The organism is Saccharibacillus alkalitolerans (genome assembly GCF_011090185.1).
GTDB classification, from domain to species: Bacteria; Bacillota; Bacilli; order Paenibacillales; family Paenibacillaceae; genus Saccharibacillus; species Saccharibacillus alkalitolerans.
On record NZ_JAAFGS010000011.1, the window covers coordinates 1 to 20,563 of the forward strand.

A 20,563-nucleotide genomic window follows, 5' to 3' on the forward strand; every position below is an offset into this window, starting at 1 on the left:
AAAATGCATAACGGGATGTAGCTCAGCTTGGTAGAGCACCTGGTTTGGGACCAGGGGGTCGCATGTTCAAATCGTGTCATCCCGATTGCTTTTGCGGGTGTAGTTCAATGGTAGAACTCCAGCCTTCCAAGCTGGTAGCGTGGGTTCGATTCCCATCACCCGCTCCATTTTTTAAAAGCCGAGACCGGAAGCGGTCTTTTTTGTTATATTCCCGGCGTTCAATTGGGCGCCCTTTTCTTATACCTCTTAACTTTTCCTCTGCGCAGTTTTAAAGCGGGAGTCTTATTTTTGCTTGATAAGGTTTTCGCTTTCATTCATAGATCATATGCGTCTCTATCAAAATAGCCGGTCGCTTTTTCACCGTAAAGTGAAGATTTATCAAATGAATTGTTGTATGATGTGATGAAGATGTCATATCAGCAAGCATGCGATGCAGACAAGATAGGAGGAGTAAAATGACTGAACTGACGGTAACCGCAAACAAAGGCAGTTCCAACAACCTGCTCAGACGCGATGTGCGGTTCCTGGGAAATATTCTTGGAGAAGTGCTCGTTCACCACAGCGGACAGGAACTCCTGGACAAGGTTGAGAAAATTCGCGAGCTCAGCAAATCGCTTCGCGCGGTTTATCTGCCGGATATGCACGAAGAATTCAAACGGGAGATTGATTCGCTTGATCCCGAGATCCGGCACCAGGTGATCCGGGCTTTCGCCATTTATTTTCAACTCGTCAACATTGCGGAACAAAATCATCGAATCCGCAGAAAGCGGGATTACGAACGCTCGGCCGGTGAGGCTCCGCAGCCCGGTTCGATCGAGACCGCGGTTCAGCGAATGAAAGAACAAAATTTCTCCTATGCAGATGTACAGGCTTTCCTGCAAAAATTGTCGCTCGAGTTGGTTATGACGGCTCATCCGACGGAAGCGACGCGGAGAGTCATTTTAGATATCCATAAACGTATTGCGGCGGACGTCATGCAGCTTGACGATCCTTCCCTGACTTTCCGGGAACGCGAGCAGCTTCGTGAGAAGCTGTTGAACGAAGTTATCGCCCTCTGGCAGACGGACGAACTTCGGGATCGCAAGCCGACGGTACTCGACGAAGTGCGAAACGGCATGTATTACTTCCACGAGACTTTATTCCACGTGCTGCCGGACGTTTACGGAGAATTGGAGCGCTGTCTGGACAAGTATTACCCGGAGCACGATTGGCATGTTCCCAATTATCTTCGCTTCGGTTCCTGGATCGGCGGAGACCGTGACGGCAACCCTTCGGTAACGGCAAGCGTAACCTGGCAGACGCTGCAAATGCAGCGAAAGCTGGCTATTCGCGAATATCATCGTATCCTGGTCGAACTTATTCAAATGCTCAGCTTCAGCAGCAGCATCGTCAATGTGACGGACGAACTGCTGGAGTCGATCGAACGCGACCGCGGTACGGTGACGGTTGAGCCGAAATCGAATTGGCATAACGATAACGAACCTTATCGCGTTAAGCTGACTTATATGATGCACAAGCTGGATAACGTGCTGGACGAAGAGAAGAAAGGTCAACCGGACCGATATTCCCATCCTTCCGAGCTGATTGCCGATCTTATGGTCATTGACCGGAGTTTGCGCTATCACCATGCGGATTATGTGGCAAACAGCTCGATCAAAAAGTTGATTCGTCAGGTCGAATTGTTCGGTTTCCATACGGCCACTCTCGATATCCGGCAGCACAGCCAGGAACACGAGAAAGCCATGAGCGAGATTTTGAGCAGCATGAACATCGTGACGAATTATGCCGAGCTGTCCGAAGACGAAAAAGTCGAACTTCTGGTTGGACTGCTTGAAGATCCGAGGCCGCTTACGACCCCGTATCTGACTTACAGCGACGGCACGGAAGAATGCCTGCAGGTTTACCGGACGGTATTCGAAGCGCAAAACGAGTTCGGACGGAATTGTATCAGCAGTTACCTGATCAGTATGGCTGAAGCGTCCAGCGACATTCTTGAAGTGATGGTTTTCGCGAAGGAAGTCGGGCTGTTCCGCAAACATTCGGACGGCAAAGTCGTATGCACGCTGCAGGCGGTTCCGCTGTTCGAAACGATCGAAGATCTTCAAGCGGCGAGCGGCATCATGAAGCGGCTGTTCGATATTCCGATTTACCGCGAAGCAGTCAAAGCGATGAACGATCAGCAGGAGATCATGCTCGGTTATTCCGACAGCAGCAAAGACGGCGGTACGGTCGCGGCCAACTGGGAGCTGCGGGTGGCGCTGAACGAGATTACGGCGATGGCGACAGCCTACGACATTAAGCTGAAATTTTTCCACGGTCGGGGCGGCTCTCTCGGTCGGGGCGGCATGCCGCTCAACCGAAGCATTCTCGCGCAGCCGCCGCATACGGTCGGTGCCGGAATCAAGATCACGGAGCAGGGAGAAGTGCTCTCTTCGCGTTACTCGCTTAGAGGCATCGCTTATCGAAGCTTGGAGCAGGCGACCTCGGCTCTGCTGACTTCCGCCATGGCGGCAACGGATACTTCCTATATGGAAGAAGAACGTCAATGGGAAGACATCGCAAGAAGCATATCCGAAGCTTCGCTAAAGAAGTATCAGGATCTGATCTTCCGCGATCCGGACTTCCTGCCTTTCTTCAAAGGTGCGACTCCGCTGTCCGAGATTGGCGAGTTGAATATCGGCTCCCGCCCTTCAAAACGCAAAAACAGCGACCGTTTCGAAGACCTGCGCGCCATTCCGTGGGTATTCGCCTGGACGCAGGGACGGTATCTCGTTCCGGCCTGGTATGCCGCTGGAACAGGAATCCAGAGTTTCTATCAGGGCAAACCGGAAAACCTGGAGACCTTGAAAAAGATGTATGCCAGCTTCCCGTTCTTTACGTCTTTGATCGACTCGCTGCAGATGGCAATTGCGAAAGCGGATCTGGTAATCGCCAAAGAATACGCCTCCATGTACAAAGACGAAGAAAGCCGCAGCCGGATTTTCGGATTGATCGAAGAAGAGTTCAGGCTGACCAAACAGTTGATTCTCGACATTACCGGGCAGCAGGAAATTCTCGATAATGTTCCGGTGATCCAAGAATCGATTCGCCTGCGCAATCCTTACGTCGATCCGCTCAGCTATCTGCAGGTGCAGCTGCTGGCCGAGCTGCGGGCTCTGCGCGAAGCGTCCGAACCGGATGATCCGGAGCTGCTGCGCGAAGTGCTGCTTACGATCAACGGCATCGCTGCGGGGCTTCGGAATACGGGCTGATCGGACGGCCTTCCAAGGGGAGTCCGAATCAGTCGAAAGCGCTCCTTCGTGGATTAACGCTCAATGAAGTGATGACCGTGTCTTTTCATATGAAAAGGCACGGTTTTTTCTGTGCGAATAACGCCTGGTCCGTCGATTTGTTCTTGATTTCCGCTTAGGATGTAAAGGGCTGGAAGAAGTTACAACAGCAGTGTTGCTTTTTAACGCCGCATGAATTACGATTTGAACATACGCATAAAATGGCTTTTTGACGGCTTATGCAGAGACCTGCGCCATTTGCATGTTCTGTCTGTATGCCGTCGGAACGGCCGGATGTAATGCTTGCCTTAAGTTGTTAAGGGAACCCCGAAAAAGAAGCGACAGGGCGCTTCAGGTTCCCGATTCAGCGGGCTTAGTCTGGGGGAGACACGGTGGACAATCTGGAAACGAGATTGGTGAAGCTTGCGCTCAAAGGTGACCAGAGAGCTTTCGCCGAAATCGTTGATCTGTATAAAGATCGAATTTTTCATCTCGCATATCGCATGCTGAGCAATCGGCATGAGGCGGAAGATGTCGTTCAGGAAACGTTTTTGCGCGTTTACCGGAATCTTGACCGCTACGATCCCGGGCAGAAGTTTTCAACGTGGATTTACCGGATCGGAACGAACTTGAGTATCGACCGTCTTAGAAAAAGAAAACCTACATACTCGCTCGATGCCGAAATCGGCGACCAGGACGGAGCCGACGGCTACGCTTTGATCCCGAGCGACAATCGCACTCCGGAGACCGAATATATGATCTCCGAGACGCGTACCACGATTCATGAAGCGATTGACGGTCTTCCTCCGAAGTACAAAACCGTGATGATTCTGCGCTACTTGCAGGAATTGTCGCTGCAGGAGATCAGCGACGTGCTCGATATGCCCGTCACTACCATCAAGACGCGGGTGCACCGGGGACGCGAGTTTTTGCGAAAAAAGCTGGAATCGCAGAATTACTGAGCGATTTCGGTTTTTTTATGCAATTTTGCGCAGGGCAAACTTCAAATTTTACAAAACATTGAACGCCGCCGAATAAAAATCAAATTTAAGTACGATTTTGTTGTTTCCAATTGAAACTCTGGCCGGGATGCCTCGTATTAAGTAGGGCATAATAAGGCCAACATCAGATTTTATCGAGTTTTCACGAAAGGATTGGCTCATATGAATTGCAAACAAGCCGTCTCGTTCATGCACGAGTATTTGGATGGAGATCTGCCTTCGGAGCAAGCACGCGAATTACAAAGTCACCTTGATGCCTGTCCGGATTGCCGAGCGGCTTTTCGACGTCTCGAAGAGACGGAGATGATGCTGTTCGCCGCAAACCGCAAAACCGAATCCGTGTCGGTATCCGACGATATGACCGATCGCATCATGAGTTTTCTTCCGCAGCCCAAAAAGCACAACCCCGCATGGAACTGGATTCGCAGACACCCGGCTTTGACAGCCGCTGCCGCTTTTCTTCTGATTATGCTGGGCACGTCGATCAGTTTCTGGAACGCGGATACGCAGCTGGTCGTGAAAGGCAGCGATCTCGGCAGCGTGCAGGTGGCCGGCAATACCGTCATTGTTCCGGAAGGAACGACCGTATCCGGAGACCTTACCGTGGAACGAGGAAAGCTGGAGATCTACGGGGAGGTAAAAGGGGACGTAACGGTGATCGACGGTTCGTCCTACCAGGCTTCGACGGCTCATGTCGCGGGTCAGCTCAAAGATATCAATCAGGCTTTCGACTGGGTCTGGTATAAGCTGGGGAACATTTTCTCCGAAGTCGCCTATCGTTAGGATCCGTCTAGAGCGCAGTAGAAGCAAGGCGCCTCGCCCGATCGGGCAGGGCGCCTTTTTCGTTGAACTCGAACTGCGTCGCTTGCAACGAAAGCACGAACGTTATAACCTATAGATATACAAATCCGAATAACAATCCGAACCGGCAGTCGGTTCCGAAGCTTGGACAGCCGGCGGACCTACATAAATGCCAGCAGCCTGAGAGAGACGGAGATAACGGGGGCTTGGGTCATGATGGATTATTTTACAAACCTGACTTTGAAAGATACGGTCAAGGATGTCGCGGACATCTTGATCGTTACCTATATTGTGTATCAATTGATTCTGTTGGTTCGAGGAACCCGGGCCGTACAGCTGCTCAAAGGCATTTTGGTGCTGGTCATCATATGGGCGATCAGTATCTGGCTCGATCTCTATACGCTGAAATGGCTGATGGACCGGATGTTCACATTCGGGGTCGTGGCGATCTTTATCATTTTCCAGCCCGAGCTCCGGCGAGGACTCGAACAGCTGGGCCGTGGCAAGTTCGTAGGCCGAAGCAGCGCGGACGAAGAGGAAATCGGAAAAATGATCGGCGAGCTGATGAAAGCCGTGGCCTACTTGTCCCGGCGCAAGATCGGGGCACTGATCGTTTTCGAGCGGAGCACGGGCTTGAACGAATATACGGAATCGGGAATCCCGATGAAATCCGTAGTGACGTCGGAACTGCTAATCAATATTTTCACTCCGAATACGCCTTTGCACGACGGGGCGGTCATCGTCCAAGACCGTACGCTGTCGGCGGCGGCCTGCTATCTGCCTTTATCCGAAAATCCTTTCATCAGCAAAGAACTCGGAACGAGACACCGAGCGGCAATCGGGATCAGTGAGGTGGCGGATTCCGTGTCCGTAATCGTCTCGGAAGAAACGGGACAAGTGTCCCTTGCCTTGGACGGCAAGGTCGTACGCGACATAAGCGAAGAAGCTTTGGTATCCAAACTTTACGAGCTGCTGAAACCGAATACGTCCGTTAGAGAGAAGAAGGGCTTGTTCTGGAGAAAGAAGGAGGACGAGTCTAATGGATAAGTGGCTGGCGAACAATACGGCGGCAAAAGTGATTGCGCTCGCTGTTGCCGTCATCTTATGGGCGATGGTACATGTCGATACGGACGCGCCTACACTCACAAGAACGACGCAGGGGAACCAGACCATTACGAACCTGGCGATCGAGCCCTACGGCTTCGATAGCGACAAATACGTGCTTCAATCCATCGATCCGCAGCGGGTAAGCGTCGAGATCTCGGGACAGCGTTCGCAGATCACCTCGCTGCTGACGAACGAGTATCAAGTCAAGATGGATCTGAGCAGCATCAACGAACCCGGGCAGTATACCGTACCGCTGCAGTTCGATCCGCCTTCGGGCGTGGACTTGCTGTCGATCGAACCTTCCAGAGTGACCGTGACGATCGAGGAGAAAGTCACTCAAAAGTTTAATGCGGCCATTTTGACGACGGGTACGCCCGCGGCGGGATTTACGGAACTGGATCCCGTATTCGAAGAGGGAAGCGAGGTGCAGGTGACGCTTCCGGCCAGCGAAATGAAACAGGTACAGAAAGTGCAGGGCGAGATAAGCGTAGCCGGAGCGAACGAGAACATATCCGGGCGGGTCAAGCTGGTGGCCTATTCGAAAAACGGCGAGGTGCTTGACGACGCGGTTATTGAGCCTTCCTCGATCAAAGTCCAGATTCCGGTCTCTTCGAACGTTTCCTCAAAGACGCTGCCCCTGAATGTGAGCTACAGCGGGAAGCTTCCGAATGGGCTCGTGTTATCGGATGTCAAGGCCGGAGCGCAGCAGGTCACGTTGTACGGCGCCGAGGGGGCGTTGGATCGCGTGGAAAGCTATCCGCCCGTCACCCTGGATTTGAGCGAAATCACGAAAGAAGGGGCCACCACTTACACCAAGTCGCTGGCCGCTCCGAGCGGCGTCGAGCGGATTCAACCTTCGTCCGTAAGCTACACGGTAACCGTGGTGCCTTATGAGAAGAAAGTCATTCGGCAGGTACCGGTTGCGCTGACGGGACAACAGGAAGGGACGAAGGCCGTTATTACGGAGCCGGCGTCGGGTCAAATGGATGTGACCATTATGGGAGCGCCGAGCCTGGTATCCGACGTCACCGTCTCGGATATCAAATTGACGGCCGACTTGGGCGGACTCGGAGTCGGGACACATCAGGTGCGACTTAAGGTCGAACTGCCGGAATACATCGAAACGGAAGGAACTTCGCCGCCTTCGGTGACGGTCGAAATCGCCGACATCGAGGAGGAAACGGAAACGACTCCGCCTGCAGCGACCGAGCCGGAGACCGGTAAGCCAAGCGAACCGAAACCGCCTAGCGAAGGGACGGACGCCGGTCAGGGAACGGGCAGCGAGAATGACGCTTCCAAACAGCCGCCGGATCAGGAGGAACAGGGAACCGATAACCCGGGCAACGCTCCGGTCACACCGGAGGAACCTCAGCCATCCGAGAGCACGGCGCCGGATGGCGTTCAACCTCAGCCGGGCGAGGACAGCGGGAACGGATCGGCGGAAACGGAGACTGCGCCCGAACAGAGCAGCGATGCCGGAGGAGGCACGCAGACGCCTTAAAGCGGCCCCTGATCCATGTGAGACAATAACTAATACTAATTATTCGAGGGCGTTTCGCTGTTTTCTTGAACGGGTTCAAGAGGGAGCGAACGCGGTTTGAAATAAAAGGAGAACGAGAATCGATATGGGAAAGTATTTTGGAACAGACGGCGTACGCGGAGTCGCCAATAAAGAACTGACGGCCGAACTGGCTTACAAGATTGGACGCTGCGGCGGTTACGTGCTGGCGGGCAGAGTCGAGAAACCGACGGTATTGATCGGCATGGATACGAGAATTTCGGGTCTTATGCTGGAATCGGCGCTGATCGCGGGGCTGCTGTCGATCGGAGCGAACGTCGTGCGTCTGGGCGTCGTGTCGACGCCGGCGGTCGCTTATCTGACTCGTACGATGAAAGCCGACGCCGGAGTCATGATTTCGGCGTCGCATAATCCCGTCGAAGACAACGGCATTAAATTTTTCGGCGGAGACGGCTTCAAGCTGTCCGACGAGACGGAACTGCAGATCGAGGCGCTCATGGATGCGGAAGCCGACGAACTGCCGCGTCCGGTCGGAGCGGGTCTGGGAACGGTCGTGAACGACGAGAGCTCCAAATTCGTTTATCTGGACTACCTCAAAACGACGGTTAAGCAATCCTTCAAAGGAATCAAGGTCGTGCTCGACTGCGCGCACGGCGCCGCTTACGAGCTGGCTCCGCGCCTGTTCCACGAACTGGGCGCCGAAGTGATCGCGATCGGAGCGGAACCGAACGGCCTGAATATCAACGATCATGTCGGCTCCACGCATCCCGAGACGCTGCGCGAGGAAGTGCTTAAGCACGGCGCGCAGATCGGCCTGGCTTTCGACGGAGACGCGGATCGCCTGATCGCGATCGACGACAAGGGCGAAGTGGTGGACGGCGACTTCATTCTGTGCATCTGCGGCGATGCGATGAACCGCGCCGGCAAGCTGAACGGAAGCACGATCGTGACGACGGTGATGAGCAATATCGGATTCTATAAGGCGACGGAGAAACTCGGCCTCAATACGCTGAAGACGGCTGTCGGAGACCGTTATGTCATGGAAGAAATGCGCAAGGGCGGATACAACCTGGGCGGCGAGCAGTCGGGACACGTCATTTTCCTCGATCATAACACGACAGGGGACGGCATGCTGACGGCCATTCAGTTGGTCGACACTCTGGTGGCCGCGAGCAGACCGCTCAGCGAAGTGAAGACCATGATGCGCCAATATCCGCAGCTGCTCGTCAACGTACGGGTGCAGGACAAACGGAACTACGAAGGCAACCAAGCGATCCTTGCCGCCGTGGAAGCCGTGGAACGGGAGTTGGGCAGCGAAGGTCGCGTGCTGGTGCGTCCTTCCGGAACCGAAGCGCTGATCCGCGTCATGGCCGAAGGACCGGATAAAGAGCAGTTGGATCGTGTCGTAGGCCAAATCGCCGACGTGGTTCGCAGCGAGCTGGTCTGAGCAGCCGGAAAAGCTCGAGTTGTAAAGCAACGTTCAATGTCATATAATGTTGGAGTGCCCGCTTGCGTTCAGGCGGGCACTCCTATTCAATTGGGCGAGGCCGTAAGCGGCTGCCCCGACTCATACATAGAGAGTGAGGATCGTAAGGTTACGGATTCATAAGCGCCAGAGCTCGAACGACAGATCGGAACGCCGAAGGATGCAAGTCCGACGGGGATGTACGGATCGAGCTGACGAGGTGGAGGTGTTCGAAATTTTCGGCGGGGACCTCCCGGTACTGCATCAGACCGTAAGCGAATTTCGGAAAACGGACAGGCGACTGGCCGCACAAACGGATTCGCGGATGCACCATCATCGGGCTTTTCGTATGCGGATGAATAGCGGAAAGCTTGCGCGGCCGAGAGTGAACAAGCAGCGGCTTCGTATCACGGCGCGCGAAATTCGAGAATCGAACAAACCGAAGGGAAGAGTCTGTCTAAATGAACAGAATTCGCCCTATGCCATGCCTGCTTCGAATCGGAGTTCCGTCTGTTGAAAAGGAGATTCGAATCGGCGGCACATCTTTGTTTTCATTCAAAAGATAAGCTTTGCCCGTTGTTCATCCGCTCGGAGTCCGAAGATCCAAACCAATCACGAGCGGAGGATATTTATTATGTGTGGAATCGTAGGATATATCGGACCAAGAAATACTCAGGACATTCTGATCGAAGGACTTTCGAAGCTGGAGTACCGGGGCTACGACTCGGCGGGCATCGCCGTTTATACGGACGGAGGCCTGCGGGTGACGAAAGCGCTGGGACGTCTGGTTAACTTGGAAAACAAGCTGCAGAACGCGCCGCTGACCGGATCGGTCGGCATCGGTCATACGCGCTGGGCGACGCACGGCAAGCCTTCGGACGTGAACTCCCACCCGCATACGGACGTTACGCAGAAGTTCTCGGTCGTGCACAACGGCATTATCGAAAACTATCTGGAGCTGAAAGACGAGCTGATCGCAAGCGGCGTGGAATTCGTGTCCGAAACGGATACGGAAGTCATTTCCCATCTGGTGGCGCGCGAGTATAACGGCGACATCGTGGATGCCGTTCAAAAAGTGATCAAGCAGCTTCGCGGCGCTTTCGCGCTCGGCGTTCTGACGGAGTATGAGCCGGATCGCATCGTAGCGGTTCGCCACGCCAGCCCGCTGATCGTCGGAATCGGCGAGGACGAAAACTTCATCGGCTCGGACATTCCGGCCATCCTGAAGTATACCCGCAACGTGTTCATCTTGAACGACGGCGAGATGGCTCTGATTACCCGCGACAGCGTTAAGCTGATGACGATCGAAGGCAATGCCATTACCCGGGAAATGACGTACATCGAATGGGATGCCGTAACGGCGGAAAAAGGCGGCTACGAGCATTTCATGCACAAAGAAGTTCATGAGCAGCCTAAAGCTTATCAAGATACGATGCGCGGTCGCATAGACGAGAGCGGCAAGAAAGTCGTACTGCCGGACTTCCATATGACGGCCGAACAGATCAAAAACATCAAAAACGTGCAGATCATCGCCTGCGGAACGGCTTACCACGCCGGCCTGGTCGGACGCACCGTAATCGAGCGGCTCGTGCGCATTCCGGTCGAAACGGACGTCGCTTCCGAGTACCGCTACCGTTCGCCGATCGTAACGCCTGAAACGCTGGTTATCGTCGTGAGCCAATCCGGCGAGACGGCGGACACGCTGGCTGCCCTGCGCGAAGCGCAGTCGCACGGCGCGCACGTACTGGCTATCACCAACGTAGTGGGCAGCTCCATCGCCCGCGACGCCAACGACGTCATCGCGACGCTGGCCGGACCGGAAATCGCTGTCGCCTCGACGAAGGCCTACACCTCGCAGCTGATCGCGTTCTACCTGCTGGGTCTGTACTTCGCGCAGGTTCGCGGCACGCAGACGGAAGAGCAGGTTGCCGAGACGCTGGCCGCCATGCAGGCGCTGCCGGAACAGGTCGAAGCGATTCTGGCTCGCGAAGAAGAAATCAAGGGATACGCAGAGAAGTTCTCTTCGCACGATCACTTGTTCTTCATCGGACGAGGACTCGATTACGCGGCTGCTCAAGAAGGTTCGCTGAAGCTGAAAGAGATCTCGTATATTCACTCCGAAGCTTATGCGGCAGGCGAACTGAAACACGGAACGCTGGCGCTGATCGAAGAAGGCGTACCGGTGATCGCCCTGGCGACCGAGCAGGCGCTGATCGAAAAAACGGTCAGCAACATCAAGGAAGTGAAAGCACGCGGCGGCGAAGTTCTGGCGGTCTGCTACGAAGAAGACGCGAAGGAACTGATGAAGTCCGTCGACGAAGTGGTCACCATTCCGAAGACGCTGCCGCTCCTGACGGCTTCGCTGTCGGTTGTTGTGCTGCAGCTGCTGGCGTACTACGCTTCGCTGGCTCTCGGCCTGGACGTGGATAAGCCGCGCAACTTGGCGAAGAGCGTAACGGTCGAATAAGATAACGCCCCGCTTGACTTGTAAAGCATAAACGAAGAGGATCAGCCGGATTGCATCCGCGCTGGTCCTTTTTTGTTGGACGTCTTGGAATTATACCCTATCGTATTTATGATTTTGCTTGCGGTTGCTGGATTTTGCAGGGAAAAAAGCTATAATGGATCAGTCGAATCATTTACGAAATCATCCGGCAAGCAAGCTCTGATGCCGGAACAGATCCGGACACATCAAAGGAGCGAACCGATTGAACAACCGTAAGCCCGTCCCCTCCGCTTTTTCGATCTCGGCCGAAGGGCGTCTCGCGCCGCTGCGCCGCCGTTTCTGGCTCGTCTGGCTGCTGGTGGCGGTCACTGTGCTGCTGGCCGCGCCTTCGGTGGGCCGGGTCAACGCCGATATGGCCGCAACCGGGCCGAATGATCCGAATATTCATTACATCGGCCGATGGGACGCTTCCGAACCCGACACTTACCGGGGTTATTGGGCCGGAACCTCGCTTACGACGGCTTTTACGGGCACGGGCGTCCGGTTGAGGCTCGGCTATGCCGCGCCGCCGGCAGGCTCGGATCTGTACGCTTCCGTCGACGGAGGGCCTTTCAATCTGTACAAAAATGCGTCGGGCATCATCAATTTGACGCCGGAACGGCTGATGCCCGGCGAGCATACGCTGACCGTGGTCACGCGGGATATTCGAGACGTCGTCGTATTCAAAGGACTGCTGCTGGACGAAGGCGCGCAGACGCTGCCTCCGCCGGAGAAAAAGCGTCTGATCGAATTCGTCGGCGACTCGATCACGGTCGGCTACAAAACGCCGAACGTGTCGATCGAATCGTACGCCTGGTTGGCCGGCGAACGGCTGAACGCGGAGCATACGCAGATCGCGTATACCGGCATCTGCCTGACGGACGGCGTATCCTGCAACGGTCTGCCGCCTTCCGGCATGAGCGAGCAGTATTTCAAGCTGCAGCCGCTCGACTACGCCGATTCGCCGGAGTGGGACGTTTCTTCGAGGCAGCCCGACGCCGTCGTGATCAATCTCGGCACCAACGACGAACGGGCAGACATCGACGCCGGCACTTTCCGGGAAGCGTATGTCCGGTTTCTCGAACGGCTGCGAAAAGCGTATCCTCAAGCGGAACTGATCGTGATCCGGCCGCTGAACGGGTATATGAACGAAGAAGCGCAGGAAGCCGTTCTGCTTCGGCAGTCGGCGGGGGATGCCCGTCTGCACGTTATCGCCACGGACGGCTGGCTGTCGGAAGCGGCGGGCGATTATACCGATGCGCTGCATCCTTCCGCGCAGGGCAACGTCAAAATGGCCGATCGGCTCGTGCCGGAACTGCGCCGGATACTGGGCTGGTAAGGCTTCGGAGCAGTCTCCGAAGCCTTTTTTCGACGGGGGAAGAAAGAGCGGCCGCACAGTGGTATAATAGCGGGTAACGGCAAGGAGAGGAATTCATGATAGGTACGGTTCTTGTCCGGCGGGATTCGCGTGTTGTTGCAACGGGTCCGACAGCCTGAAAGCAAGCGTGGGACAGCCGCCGGAAATCGGTTATCGGCAGAAGGATGATCCCATTATTCAATAAGACGAAGGAGAACGAACATGATAGCGAAAACGGAACAGGAAATCGAAGGATTGAAAAAAATCGGGCGGATCGTGGCGATCATCCGGGACGAATTGAAAGAAATGGCGAAACCCGGCGTTCGCACGATCGACCTCGATCGCCGAGCGGCCGAGCTCTTCGAGGAACACGGCGCGGTATCGGCTCCGAAATCGACGTACGATTTCCCGGGTTATACCTGCATCAGCATTAACGAAGAAGTGGCGCACGGCATTCCGAGCGAGCGCGTTATTCAGGAAGGCGATCTGGTGAACGTGGACGTATCCGCTTCCTGCGACGGTTATTTCGCGGACACGGGCGTATCGTTCGTCGTAGGTAAAGGAGACCCTCGTCTGGTCGAGCTGTGCGAAGCGGCCGTAGAGGCGTTCGAAGCGGGGGCCGCGAAGATCAAAGCCGGCTCGAAGCGCAACAACGCGGGCAAAGCGGCTTACAACGTCGCGCGCCGTCACGGATTCAACATCATCGAAACGCTGACGGGACACGGTATCGGCACGGCGCTGCACGACGAGCCGGAGTATATCCTGAGCTACTACGACCCGACCGATACCGATCTGTGGAAAGAAGGCACGGTCATCGCGTTCGAGCCTTTCGTGTCGACCAACGCGCGCGAAGTGTTCGAGGACGAGCATGACGGTTGGACGCTGAGAGCGGACGACGGCAGCCTGGTGGCCCAGTACGAACATACGATGATCATCACCAAAGGCGAGCCGATCATCCTGACGAAATAAGGAGTCCAATATGAAAAAGATGACGGCGACCCGTCTGTTCAACGAAGCGCTGGACAGACGCGAACGATACGGCGCGGAGGATGCTTACGCTTTTGCGCATGCGTACGTCGACCGCGGCGATGCAAGGCAGGTAAATGTGCTGTATGCGCTGGCTTCCGCTTCCGGGCGGACAGCCGAAGCCTTCTCGCTGCTGCATGAAGCGGTGACGGAACGAGGCTTTTGGTATCCGTCGGACTACCTGCTGGAAGACGAGGACTTGGAAGCTTTGCGCAGCTTCGAAGGCTTTGCCGAGCTGGCGGATCTGTGCGCACGGCGCGAAGAAGCGGCACTGTCAAATGCCGTACCGGGCCTGGAAGTGCTGAAACCGACAGAGCCGGCGGTTTCGTCTTCCGGAGACGGAACTTCTGTTTCGTCCAAGCGGCTGCTGCTGGTGCTGCACGGCGACCAGGAAAGCGGAAGCGACGCGCGCCCGTTCTGGGAATCTGCGCTGCAGGCGGGCTGGACGGTAGGGCTGGTCCGCTCGTCGCAGATCCGTTTTTCGGACGCTTTCGGGTGGGACGATATCGATCTGGGCGCCGCCGAGCTGCGGGAGCACCTGGAAAGTCTGCGCGCGCAGGAGGAATCGCAAGAAGACGTTCCCGTCGTGCTCGGCGCTTTTTCTGCAGGCGCGGAAGTCGCGCTGAACGCTGTGCTGCATGACGAATTTCCGGCCGCCGGCCTGCTGCTGGTATCGCCTTGGCTGGCGGAGCCGGAAGAATGGACGACGTCGCTTGACCGCCTGGACGGGCGGACGCCGCGAGGTGTGCTGATCGCGGGCGAAGCGGACGAAGAAGGCCGGGGGTCGGCGGAACCTCTGGCGCAGGCGATGCAGTCGGCCGGTCTCGAGTGTCGGTTGGATATCGTCTCCGGAACCGGGCATGATTATCCGGAAGATTTCGAGAGAAGGTTGAACGAAGCGCTGGAGTGGATCGTGCCGGCAGAACGTTAGGAAGACAAAGAAGATCGGCCTTGAGCCGGTCTTTTTCTTTATCTTTTCCTCGCAATCCTCCTAAATGGCAAGCTTGCTTATGCGGACTGACGGTTCAAAGCGGTGAAGTGATATAAAATAATCATTGACAGGCGGGGACGGTCCCGGTATATTGGTTTGAAAATCGCAAGTCCTACGGCGTATGTTCAAATCGCGGGCGTTCCGGCAAACCGGCCGCCTCCTGACTTTTCATGGTCTCATGCTGCATCGGAAACGGGAAAAGACGGCGAATTGACGCGGGACGACAAAGATGGAAGACATGTCCCCGCAGGAAAGGGTTTTCGGAGCGTCTTCACTGCGAAGGCGCCTTTTTTGCATGCGGACCGGAAGAGGGGAATAAGGATGGAACAAGAAAAAGCGGCACATTTTAAAAGGAGCATGCAGGTCAGGCACGTGGTCATGCTGTCGCTCGGCGGAGTCATCGGAACGGGGTTATTTCTCAGCTCCGGTTACACGATCCAGCAGGCCGGGCCTATCGGGGCTATCTTGTCTTATTTGGTCGGCGCAATCGCCGTATACCTCGTTATGCTGTGTCTCGGGGAACTGTCGGTACAGATGCCGGAAACCGGGGCGTTCCACAGCTACGCGGCCAAATATATCGGACCTGCGACCGGCTATACGGTGGCCTGGTTGTACTGGCTGACCTGGACCGTGGCACTCGGTTCGGAGTTCACGGCGGCGGGACTGCTGATGCAGCGCTGGTTCCCGGACGTAAACGTCTGGATCTGGAGCGCGCTGTTCGCGGCCTTGATCTTTTTCCTGAACGCGAGCAGCGTTCGTTTCTTCGCGGAATCGGAATTTTGGTTCTCGCTCGTCAAAGTGCTGACGATCGTCGCGTTCATCGTGCTCGGAGCGGCGGCCATATTCGGCATCGTGCCGATGGAAGGACGCGGCTCCGCGCCTCTGCTGTCGAATCTGACCGCGAACGGTTGGTTTCCGAACGGCGCCTTCGCGATCCTGATGACGATGCTGGCCGTCAATTTCGCTTTTTCCGGGACCGAGCTGATCGGCATCGCCGCCGGCGAGACGGTCGATCCGGCACGCACCATTCCGAAGGCGATCAAGACGACGCTGCTGCGCCTGGTGCTGTTTTTCCTGGGCACGATCTTCGTTCTGTCGGCGCTGCTGCCGACGGATGAAGCGGGCGTGCTGGAAAGTCCGTTCGTGGCCGTACTCGATCGGGTCGGCATTCCTTACGCGGCCGACGTCATGAACTTCGTGATTTTGACGGCGATTCTGTCGGCGGCGAATTCGGGTCTGTACGCGTCGTCGCGCATGCTGTGGTCGCTGGCGGATAAAGGAACCGTCCCGAAGTCGCTGGCCCGTCTTAACGCCCGCGGCGTTCCGTTCAACGCGCTGACGCTGAGCATGGCGGGGGGCGCGCTCGCGCTGCTGTCGAGCGTGGTGGCTCCGGATACGGTATATATCGCGCTGGTCTCGATCTCCGGTCTTGCCGTCGTCGCCGTCTGGATGAGCATCAGTGTGTCGCAGCTGCTGTTCCGGCGAGCCTACGTCCGCGAAGGGCACTCGGTCCGAGACCTGGCGTTCCGAACGCCCGGATATCCGTTCGTGCCGATCGCCTCGTTCCTGCTGTGCCTGCTCTCCTGCATCGGCATCGGGTTCGACCCGACGCAGCGGATCGCGCTGTACTGCGGAATTCCGTTTGTTTTATTTTGTTATGCGGCTTATTACGTCACGGCCCGCAAGCGGGAAACGAAAGGGGAAAACCGAGCATGAACGAATCGATAACGAATCATCCGATCAACCCGATCCAGGCCATTTTGGAGCGCTATCCCGTATTGATCCTGGACGGGGCGCTGGCAACCGAGCTGGAACGGCACGGCTGCGATTTGAACGATCCATTGTGGTCGGCGCGCGTGCTGTTGGAACGTCCCGAGCTGATCCGCCGCGTGCACGCCGACTATTTCCGTGCCGGCGCGGACTGCGCCATCACGGCCAGTTATCAAGCGACCGTCGAAGGCTTTGCGGCGCAGGGCGTCGGCGAAGAGAGGGCGCTGGAATTGATCCGCCGGACGGTAACGCTGGCCGCCGAGGCCCGCGACGAATTCTGGGCGGCGGAAGAAAGCGGCGATCGTCCGAAGCCGTTCGTCGCCGCTTCCGTCGGTCCGTACGGCGCTTATCTGGCGGACGGCTCGGAGTATGTCGGCCATTACGGCGTCGAGGACGAACGGCTTGCTTCGTTTCACCGCCCGCGGATGCGGGCTCTGGTCGAAGCGGGCGCCGACCTGCTCGCATTCGAGACGATTCCGTCGCTTCAGGAAGCCCGGGTACTCGCGGATCTGCTCGAAGAATTTCCGGGGACGTTCGCCTGGATGTCGTTCTCGCTGCGGGATGGCGGCGCAATCAGCGAAGGCACGCCGCTCGAAGAGTGCGCGCGGGCGCTCGAAGCGTACCCGTTCGTGGCGGCGGTCGGAATAAACTGCGCGCCGTCTTCGGCAGCGGCCGAAGCGGCGGCACGGTTGGCGGCAAGTACGTCCAAGCCGATATTGGTATATCCGAACTCCGGCGAAACGTACGACCCGTCGACCAAGACCTGGAAGCCCGGCGCGGCGGAGGCCTGCGGCGGCTTCGCCGAGTCGGCGCGCGCCTGGCACGAAGCGGGAGCGCGGTTGATCGGCGGCTGCTGCCGGACGACGCCGGAACAAATCGCCCGGATCGCCGCCGTATGGCGAAGCTGACCGGCACGCCTTTCTTCAAAAACTTTTGGCGAAAAGTGATCCAATATCGAAGGCTGTGCGTTTTATAAAGTGAGAGCGCCACAGAACGACAGCTTGAACGGCCCTATTGCCCCATTGCCCATCTGATCCATCAACAGCTGGCGCTCTCGCTTTCCGCGGCGCATTCGTAAACGCCCGACTTCGGTTAGGCTTCGTCGATCATCCAGCGTCCGTCTTCTTCGATTCACGGCGACATTCCAATAGACGCACTCCGTTCGCAGCTCTCTTCTTCGTACGCCGGCAGCCGCGGAACAGAAAAAGCCCCGATTTTTTCAATCGGGGCTTTTCTCTGTTCATTCCCGCGAAGCACAGGGAAGTCGTCTCGCGGCGGAATCCGGCGGATGAAAAAAGACGGAGCCTAAGCTCCGCCTCCGGTCGTAGTCGCGAGCAGCGCGTCCACGTTCAGCACCAGAACGATCCGGTCGCCGTGCTCGAACACGGACGGCAGGAAACGCCGGCTCGCCATTTCTTCGTTATCCGTCAGCGCCGAATCGGCAACGGAAGCCGTGTCGTCGAGCGAATCGACCAGCAGGGCGACTTTCTCGCGGCGCAGCAGGATGAATTTGTCCGTGTCGCGTTGGTCTTCGTGCGAGACGTTCAATTTTTTGCGAAGATTCACGATCGTATAAATTTCTTCTCGAATTTTGACTACGCCTTCATGCCAGTTGGCGGAGAAAGGAATCGACGTGCCCGGCTTTGCATTTTGAATCTCGTCGATCTCGTGAAACGGAATACCGTAGGTTTTGTCGGCCAGTTTGAATAAAATAAAATCGTTCATCGTATACGCCGGTCTCCTTCGTTTACGGATAGAATCCTGCTGCGTCCGGCATTCGGCCGGGCAAAAGGATTGGCTTTATCGTCATTATAGGTCATTCCGCCGCGCCATGCTACCCGCATCGGAGCGAAAGCCCCTCCTTTTTCGGATCGGACGGCTGTTCAGGAACATGAGGGCGTGGTAAACTAGCCATATACGCTGCGTTTTTGTAGGCGGCGGCGGTTTACCTTAAATTTAGGACCAGATACTAATCATATAAATGAGCGGAATGCGGAAGGAGCAGTCGACGTGTTGTATCAACCCATCGCCAGATTGGCCAGACTGATATTGCGGGGATTCGGAAAATTCGAGGTTATCGGAGCGGACAAGCTGCCCAAGGAGGGCGGCTACGTCATTACCTGTACGCACCGGGGCTGGCTGGACGTCGTGGCGCTGGGATGCTCGCTGCTGCCGACCGAGGTTCATTTCATGGCGAAGAAAGAATTGTTCCGCAAAAAGATTGCCGATAAATTTCTGCGCGACATCAACGCTTTTCCGGTAGACCGAGAAAATCCCGGGCCGAGCAGCCTCAAAATTCCGATTCAACTGCTGAAGCAGGGCAAGACGATCGGCATTTTCCCTTCGGGCACCCGTTCGTCGGAAGACGTGCCGCTGAAGCGCGGCGCCGTCACGATCGCCAATATGGCGAAGGTGCCGATCGTACCGGCCGCTTACGCGGGTCCTACCGGATTGAAGCAGCTGCTGCGCGGAACCAAGACCCGGCTCGTAATCGGCGACCCGATCCCGACCGTCAGCGAAGGCCCTTCTCAGGGCAAAAAAGATTTGAACGAGCTGGCCGACCGCCTGGCGCTGGCAATGAATACGCTGGAGACCGGCTTGAGCCGTCTGGATCAGGACCATAAAGAGTAAGTGCGGACGAACGAAGCGAACGACAGAAACAAAGCGGAAAAGCGGGGGATGCGCCTGAGCGGCGCGCCGCCGCTTTTTCGCCCTGCCCCGTTTTAGAAGCGGACGCCGTATTGAAATTTTCCGGACGGGGGCGTATGATCGAAAAGTCTTCTTACTTAAAGATAGAGAGTAACGAAAAATAGAAATAGAGGAGAGAATTATTCGATGAAAACGTTGACGGGAGCGCAGCGCCTGGGCTTGATCGCCGCGCTCGTGCTGATCTGGGGCGTATCCTGGTCCATTTATAAAGTCGCGCTCGATTACACGCCGCCGCTGCTGTTTGCGGGACTGCGCACGCTGATCGGAGGGCTGCTGCTGATGCTCTTCCTTCTGCCCAAGCGCGGCCGCATCCGCTGGAAAGAGAACCGCCGGGTATATCTGATATCCGCGCTGCTGAACGTGGTGCTGTTCTACGGCCTGCAGACGATCGGACTGATCTACATGCCGTCGGGATTGTTCACCGTGCTCGTCTACCTGCAGCCGGTGCTGGTCGGGCTGTTCGCGTCGCTGTGGCTGGAGGAGCGGATGACGCCGATGAAGGCTGCCGGCCTGCTGCTCGGTTTTCTGGGCGTGGTCTCGGTCAGCCTGGGCGGCTTCTCTGGCCATGTCGCCGTTATCGGCGTCGTGCTGGCGATCGCCACGGCGTTCAGTTGGGCGTTCGGCACCGTGTTCATCAAGAAGGAAGGAGCTTCCGTCGATTCGCTCTGGCTGGTCGCTTTTCAGTGCACGCTGGGGGGCGTCGTGCTGACGCTGTCGGGCTCGCTGTCCGAAAGCTGGGGCGACATCGTCTGGAACGGCGCATACTGGACAGGCCTGCTGTTCGGCGTGTTTTTCGGCATCGCGCTGTCCTGGATCATCTACATCACGCTGACTCAGGCGGGAGAAGCGAGCCAGGTCGCTTCTTATACGTTCCTCGTTCCGCTGCTGTCGGTCCTGGTCGGGACGTTGGCGCTGCACGAGCCGTTCAGCCGCTTTCTTCTGCTCGGACTGGTGCTGATCGGAAGCGGGATCTATCTGGTCAATCGCAAAGCCAAGCCGAAAAGGGCGGCATTTGCGGGATGAGCCCGCGGAAAGCCGAGGAATTCGGCACTATTTTTCTGAA

At 56.6% G+C, this 20,563-nt stretch carries 15 protein-coding genes and 2 tRNA genes; 16 read left to right on the plus strand and 1 reads right to left on the minus strand.

Translation table 11 applies throughout. The features are described 5' to 3' along the window. Positions 1 to 11 precede the first annotated feature (11 nt). The 14 genes from GYN08_RS21165 to mmuM all read left to right on the plus strand — a co-directional run bounded on the left by GYN08_RS21165 (position 12) and on the right by mmuM (position 17,699). Positions 12 to 85 (plus strand) — tRNA-Pro (locus GYN08_RS21165). 8 nt (positions 86 to 93) lie between these two features. Further along, a tRNA-Gly gene (locus GYN08_RS21170) sits at positions 94 to 167 on the plus strand. Positions 168 to 455: 288 nt separating this feature from the next. Further along, a complete protein-coding gene (ppc, locus tag GYN08_RS21175; protein ID WP_166278917.1) occupies positions 456 to 3,251 on the plus strand; it encodes a phosphoenolpyruvate carboxylase in 2,796 nt (931 codons plus the stop codon). A gap of 410 nt (positions 3,252 to 3,661) precedes the next feature. Further along, entirely contained in the window at positions 3,662 to 4,231 is a 570-nt protein-coding gene (gene sigW / locus GYN08_RS21180; RefSeq protein WP_166278920.1) for an RNA polymerase sigma factor SigW, read from the plus strand. A gap of 201 nt (positions 4,232 to 4,432) precedes the next feature. Then, entirely contained in the window at positions 4,433 to 5,053 is a 621-nt protein-coding gene (locus tag GYN08_RS21185; RefSeq protein ID WP_166278923.1) for a zf-HC2 domain-containing protein, read from the plus strand. 231 nt (positions 5,054 to 5,284) lie between these two features. Next, positions 5,285 to 6,118 carry a diadenylate cyclase CdaA gene (gene cdaA / locus GYN08_RS21190; RefSeq protein WP_166278926.1) on the plus strand — a complete coding sequence of 278 codons (834 nt, stop codon included), beginning with the start codon at positions 5,285 to 5,287 and terminating at the stop codon, positions 6,116 to 6,118. Then, entirely contained in the window at positions 6,111 to 7,679 is a 1,569-nt protein-coding gene (locus GYN08_RS21195; RefSeq protein ID WP_166278929.1) for a CdaR family protein, read from the plus strand. Before cdaA ends, GYN08_RS21195 begins: the two co-directional genes overlap by 8 nt. Before the next feature lie 124 nt (positions 7,680 to 7,803). Further along, positions 7,804 to 9,144 (plus strand): phosphoglucosamine mutase, encoded by a 1,341-nt coding sequence (gene glmM / locus GYN08_RS21200; protein ID WP_166278932.1) that lies wholly within the window; start codon positions 7,804 to 7,806, stop codon positions 9,142 to 9,144. A 652-nt stretch (positions 9,145 to 9,796) separates the two neighbouring features. After that, entirely contained in the window at positions 9,797 to 11,629 is a 1,833-nt protein-coding gene (glmS, locus tag GYN08_RS21205) for a glutamine--fructose-6-phosphate transaminase (isomerizing) (protein ID WP_166278935.1), read from the plus strand. A 241-nt stretch (positions 11,630 to 11,870) separates the two neighbouring features. Next, positions 11,871 to 12,986, plus strand: a complete 1,116-nt coding sequence (locus tag GYN08_RS21210; RefSeq protein WP_166278938.1) for an SGNH/GDSL hydrolase family protein — start codon at positions 11,871 to 11,873, stop codon at positions 12,984 to 12,986. Positions 12,987 to 13,226: 240 nt separating this feature from the next. Beyond that, on the plus strand, positions 13,227 to 13,973 hold the full coding sequence (gene map / locus GYN08_RS21215; protein WP_166278941.1) for a type I methionyl aminopeptidase: 747 nt from the start codon (positions 13,227 to 13,229) through the stop codon (positions 13,971 to 13,973). 10 nt (positions 13,974 to 13,983) lie between these two features. Beyond that, complete coding sequence (locus GYN08_RS21220) at positions 13,984 to 14,961, plus strand: alpha/beta hydrolase (RefSeq protein ID WP_166278944.1); 978 nt, start codon at positions 13,984 to 13,986, stop codon at positions 14,959 to 14,961. A 381-nt stretch (positions 14,962 to 15,342) separates the two neighbouring features. After that, positions 15,343 to 16,737, plus strand: coding sequence for an S-methylmethionine permease (gene mmuP, locus GYN08_RS21225; RefSeq protein WP_166278947.1), 1,395 nt, complete (start codon positions 15,343 to 15,345; stop codon positions 16,735 to 16,737). Next, positions 16,734 to 17,699 (plus strand): homocysteine S-methyltransferase, encoded by a 966-nt coding sequence (gene mmuM / locus GYN08_RS21230; RefSeq protein ID WP_166278950.1) that lies wholly within the window; start codon positions 16,734 to 16,736, stop codon positions 17,697 to 17,699. The genes mmuP and mmuM overlap by 4 nt, the downstream gene beginning before the upstream one ends. A 397-nt stretch (positions 17,700 to 18,096) precedes the next feature. On the opposite strand, the gene GYN08_RS21235 is transcribed toward mmuM, so the two are convergent. Next, a complete protein-coding gene (locus GYN08_RS21235) occupies positions 18,097 to 18,516 on the minus strand; it encodes a chemotaxis protein CheW (protein WP_166278953.1) in 420 nt (139 codons plus the stop codon). A gap of 288 nt (positions 18,517 to 18,804) precedes the next feature. Between GYN08_RS21235 and GYN08_RS21240 the strand changes: the two genes are divergently transcribed. Both GYN08_RS21240 and GYN08_RS21245 read left to right on the plus strand, forming a co-directional pair. Then, the gene (locus tag GYN08_RS21240) at positions 18,805 to 19,422 is read left to right on the plus strand and encodes a lysophospholipid acyltransferase family protein (RefSeq protein WP_166279197.1); all 618 of its coding nucleotides are present in this window, start codon (positions 18,805 to 18,807) and stop codon (positions 19,420 to 19,422) included. A 204-nt stretch (positions 19,423 to 19,626) separates the two neighbouring features. Then, positions 19,627 to 20,523 carry a DMT family transporter gene (locus tag GYN08_RS21245; protein ID WP_166278956.1) on the plus strand — a complete coding sequence of 299 codons (897 nt, stop codon included), beginning with the start codon at positions 19,627 to 19,629 and terminating at the stop codon, positions 20,521 to 20,523. Positions 20,524 to 20,563 lie beyond the last annotated feature (40 nt).